2 protein-coding genes are annotated in these 4,264 nt (G+C 41.1%); both read right to left on the bottom strand.

Annotated elements, in window-relative coordinates; translation table 11 throughout:
- Positions 1-493: 493 nt before the first annotated feature.
- On the bottom strand, positions 494-1,960 hold the full coding sequence (locus tag AC1DND_RS21345; RefSeq protein ID WP_477584643.1) for a glutamate synthase subunit beta: 1,467 nt from the start codon (positions 1,958-1,960) through the stop codon (positions 494-496).
- 3 nt (positions 1,961-1,963) lie between these two features.
- The coding region (locus AC1DND_RS21340; protein ID WP_477584642.1) for a glutamate synthase-related protein at positions 1,964-4,264 on the bottom strand (2,301 nt) is incomplete at its 5' end.

The raw sequence follows: 4,264 nt of genomic DNA, 5'->3' as shown, positions 1-4,264 counted from the left end.
CAACAAAACCGTCGTGTAGAGTTTACTTTATACTAATGGTAAATAAAGGTTAACAAAAAAGCTCCTCAGATTAATTTCTGAGGAGCTTTTTTTATATACGTTGCGTCATGCTGAATTTACTTCACTTTTGTCAGGTTAAAATTGATATAGAAAATAAATGGAGGTTTATTAGTTAGCTAATTTGTTTATGTTTTAAAATCTATTTCCAAGGTTCCCAATTTTAAACGGTCAGGGTGTGTACCTTGATCCCGCCCCTGTTTCCTCGTTCATCTTGCTGGTACTGGGCCCAGCGGGTATCCGTTGAAAAAGTATGCTGGTGAAAGAATTCACAATGAAGCGTTTATCATATTGCTTTAACTGGCTGTCTGGTAAAAGATGCTGATACCGTTTATACAAAAGCTCGTAATGAAACAAGGTCAGTATGACGACCGCATAAAAACAAAAAAAGGTCGTGGTGCAAACCACGACCCTAAAAATATAGAATTTAAACCTACTATGCGTATGCAACCGCATCTTTCGATGCCAGTTTGGTTGTTCCCATTAAGTATTCGTCTACCTTACGGGCAGCTTCTCTACCTTCTGAAATGGCCCAGACTACTAATGATTGTCCGCGGCGAACATCACCTGCGGCAAAAATCTTAGCAATATTGGTTTGGTAAGTGTGTTCAGATGCTTTTACGTTTCCGCGGTTATCCAATTCCACACCTAATTTCTCAATTAAACCTTCTTTTTGAGGATGTAAGAAACCCATTGCTAAAAGTACCAGTTCGCATGGAAGATCTCTTTCGGTACCAGCCACTTCTTTAAAAGTAACCGGACGTCCGTTTGCATCAATTTCCCACTCTACATCAACTACTTTTAATGCTTTAAGGTTTCCTTTTTCATCAGCAATAAAGTTTTTAGTATTTACCGACCAAGCCCTTTGTGCACCTTCTTCATGAGAAGACGTATTTTTTAGCAACATTGGGTAATTTGGCCAAGGCATATGCTCGTTACGTGCCTGTGGCGGCATTGGCATAATCTCGAATTGTGTAACCGATTTCGCACCATGACGGTTTGAAGTACCAATACAGTCAGATCCCGTATCGCCACCACCAATTACGATTACATTTTTACCGGTAGCCATAATATCTTCCGTTTCAACGGCTCTGCTCGCTACACGTTTATTTTGTTGTTTCAAGAAATCCATTGCAAAGTGAACCCCTTTGGCAGAACGGCCATTAATTGGTAAATCGCGTGGAATAGTTGAACCTCCTGCCAATACAATCGCGTTGAAATCGCGTAACAATGTACCGATCTCAACATTCTCGCCAACATTGGCATTACATTTAAAAATAATGCCTTCTTCTTTCATTAAATCGATACGGCGATCCACTACATTTTTTTGTAGTTTAAAATCAGGAATACCGTATCTTAATAAACCACCTGGAGCATCGTCACGTTCGAAAACGGTAACTTCATGCCCAACCTTATTTAACTGAGCAGCAGCAGCTAAGCCCGCAGGACCTGAACCAATTACAGCTACTTTTTTGCCAGTTCTGATTAATGGTGCTTTTGCTTTGATAAATCCTTTTTCGAAAGCAATTTCGATGATATGTTTTTCAATTTCCTCGATAGAAACCGGCGGACGGTTAATGCCTAATACGCATGCTGATTCGCATGGCGCAGGACAAATTCTACCTGTAAATTCAGGGAAATTATTGGTGCTTAATAAAATATTTGCAGCTAATTCCCATTTACCCTGATAAACGGCATCGTTAAATTCTGGTATCACGTTACCCAATGGGCAGCCTGATTGGCAGAAAGGTACGCCGCAATCCATACAACGGGCAGCTTGATTATTTAATTCTTTTGAGGGCAATTCATTTAAAAATTCCCCATAGTGTTTTACTCGTGTTGCAGCCTCTTCTCTGGTGGGCGCAACTCTATCGTATTCTTGAAATCCTGTTACTTTTCCCATGGCCTAGTGTGTTTTTACTTGTTGATTACGTTTGCTTAAAACTGCTTTATATTCTTTAGGGAATACTTTTACGAAATGAGCAGATTGAGTTTTCCAGTCGCTTAAGATAAACTCAGCTACTCTACTATCCGTTAAGCGGATATGCGTTTTAAGTAAAGCTAAAATGCGTTCTTCATCCTCAGCTTGTAATGGATCAAGATCAACCATTTCTTTATTGCATTTGCGTGCAAAAGTTCCGTTGGCATCATAAATCCAGGCTACACCACCACTCATACCAGCAGCGAAATTGCTTCCGGTATCACCAAGAATCAACACTTCACCACCTGTCATGTATTCGCAACCGTGATCGCCCACTCCTTCAACAACAGCTGTTGCACCAGAGTTACGTACGGCGAAACGCTCACCTGCTTTACCACGGGCAAATAACTCACCAGAAGTTGCGCCATAAAGGGCTACGTTACCGATAATGATATTTTGCTCAGGGATAAAAGTTGAGTTTGAGAAAGGATAAATGGCCAATCTTGCGCCCGATAATCCTTTACCTACGTAATCGTTCGCTTCACCTTCTAATGATAACGTTACCCCACGGGTATTGAAAGCACCGAAACTCTGCCCGGCCGAACCAACAAATTTAAAGTTGATCGTGTCAGGAGGTAAACCAGGGCCTAAATGAACTTTCGAAATTTCATTTGATAACATGGTACCCAGTGCACGGTCGGTATTTTTTACATCGAAACTGGCAAATACCGGTTCGTTATGATCAATGGCAGGTTGTGCAGCGGCAATTAATTTATGATCTAAAACATGATCCAAACCATGATCCTGGCCTTCAGTATTAAATAAAGGCAAACCATTTTCTTCAGCTTTATATAATATAGCTGATAAATCAAGGTGTTTCAATTTCCAGTCTTCAGCAGGCAATTCGCGTACTTTTAAAATATCAGCCTGACCGATCATTTCGTGGATCGTTCTGAAACCTAATTCAGCCATAATCTCACGTAACTCTTCCGCAAGGAAGTAAAATAAGTTCACTACATGGTCAGCATCACCGGTAAATAATTTTCTTAATTCCGGATCTTGTGTTGCTACGCCAACCGGACAAGTATTTAAATGGCATTTACGYATCATAATACATCCCGAAGTTACCAAGGCTGCTGTTGCAACACCCCATTCTTCAGCACCTAATAATGCAGCGATAGCGATATCTCTACCCGTTTTAAGCTGACCATCTGTTTGTAACACGATACGGTTACGCAATTTGTTTTTTACCAAAGTTTGGTGTGCTTCTGCTAAGCCTAACTCCCATGGTAAACCAGCATGTTGAATTGAAGTTAAAGGAGATGCTCCCGTTCCACCATCAAAACCAGATACCAGAATCACATCGGCATGTGCTTTAGCAACACCCGCGGCAATAGTACCCACGCCAGCTTTCGAAACCAGTTTTACATTGATCCTTGCTGCACGGTTAGCATTTTTCAAATCAAAAATTAACTGTGCTAAATCTTCGATCGAATAAATATCGTGGTGAGGCGGAGGTGAAATTAAACCAACGCCTGGTGTAGAGTGACGAACTTTTGCAATCCAGTCATCCACTTTGTGCCCTGGTAATTGACCACCTTCTCCTGGTTTAGCGCCCTGAGCCATTTTAATCTGTAACTCATCGGCATTGGTTAAATAGTAACTGGTTACACCAAAACGTGCAGAAGCCACTTGTTTAATTGCCGAGCGCATACTATCGCCATTTGGCAATTTAGTATAACGCATTTCATCTTCACCACCCTCTCCGGTATTGCTCTTTCCACCGATACGGTTCATGGCAATCGCTAAAGTAGAATGCGCCTCATGAGAAATTGAACCGAAGGACATTGCCCCTGTTGCAAATCTTTTTAAAATTGCCTCGGTTGATTCTACCTCATTTAAAGGTACCGATGGGCGGCTATAGTTAAATTCGAACAATCCACGGATGGTATAAGCTTGTTGTGTTTGCTCATTCACCAGTTTAGAGTACTGTTTGAAAATATTGTAATCGTTTTTACGGGTTGCGTTTTGCAACAAGTGAATGGTTTGCGGGTTAAACAAATGCGCTTCACCTTTACGGCGGAATTTATAAGTTCCACCTGCTGGTAACAGGTTTTCGGTTTCTGTTAACGGACCAAAACTGCGGTGATGTTTAATTAACGTTTCTTTTGCAATTTCATCCAGTCCTAAACCACCAATACGTGAAACTGCGCCGGTGAAATAAGTATTCACTACTTGTTTATTTAAACCTAAAATCTCGAAAATCTGCGCCCCCTGGTATGATTG

This window comes from Pedobacter sp. 01N416, from assembly GCF_056399685.1.
Note: the sequence above shows the minus strand (reverse complement) of the source record. Positions and strands in the feature narration are given on the sequence as shown.

What these genes read in the sequence shown, in the direction of transcription:
- AC1DND_RS21345 (WP_477584643.1), bottom strand. Translation starts at nt 1,960, where the DNA reads ATGGGAAAAGTAACAGGATTTCAAGAATACGATAGAGTTGCGCCCACC.